The following is a 548-nucleotide window of genomic DNA, read 5'->3' as shown; positions in this document are numbered from 1 at the left end:
GCTTGGGTCTCGACGGTGCGCTCACGCTCTGCCAGCAAGGCACGGTGTCCCTCGTTTTCAGCTTCGAGACGGGCCAGTCGCTCCCGTGTGGCAGCCAGCTCATCGCGGAGGGTATTGAGCTGTGTGTGCTTTGGTTCCGGGGTGTGTTCAGGGGTGGTGTCAGGCGGTGTCACGTCGCTGGTGTCTGGCCCGGTGCCAGACACCGGCGTATAGCCGAGTGCCGCCAGAGCCGTAGGCGGTATCTTCCAAGCTCCACGGGTGTCCTTGTGCGCGCCGAGAGATTCGAGATCGCCCTCGCGGCGGTGAACTGCTTCGGCTGGCGACCAGACGCCGCGCCGTTCCCGGCCCTGCTACAGATCGTCGGTTCCGCGACCATGCGCGTCGTCGACGAAGGGACCGGCTGGCTGCCGGCCGCCTCCGCAACACGGTTCGGAGTAGGCAAGCACATGGACCGTGCCACGCGTCGGGCATACATCACCCGCATGGATCGTCGCGGGCGGCGAAGCTTCCACGAGAACATGGCCTCCGCTCTCGACCATGACTACACG

General features: G+C 66.1%; 1 protein-coding gene. It reads left to right on the top strand.

Annotated elements, in window-relative coordinates; genetic code table 11:
* Window positions 1–266 precede the first annotated feature (266 nt).
* On the top strand, window positions 267–548 hold a 282-nt coding region (locus ABD894_RS28095; protein ID WP_345214428.1), incomplete at its 3' end, for a hypothetical protein.

Origin of the sequence: Mucilaginibacter gynuensis (assembly GCF_039541195.1) — a bacterium.
GTDB lineage: Bacteria > Bacteroidota > Bacteroidia > Sphingobacteriales > Sphingobacteriaceae > Mucilaginibacter > Mucilaginibacter gynuensis.
The sequence above is the reverse complement of the archived record's forward strand: the minus strand, read 5'-3'. Positions and strand labels throughout refer to the sequence as shown.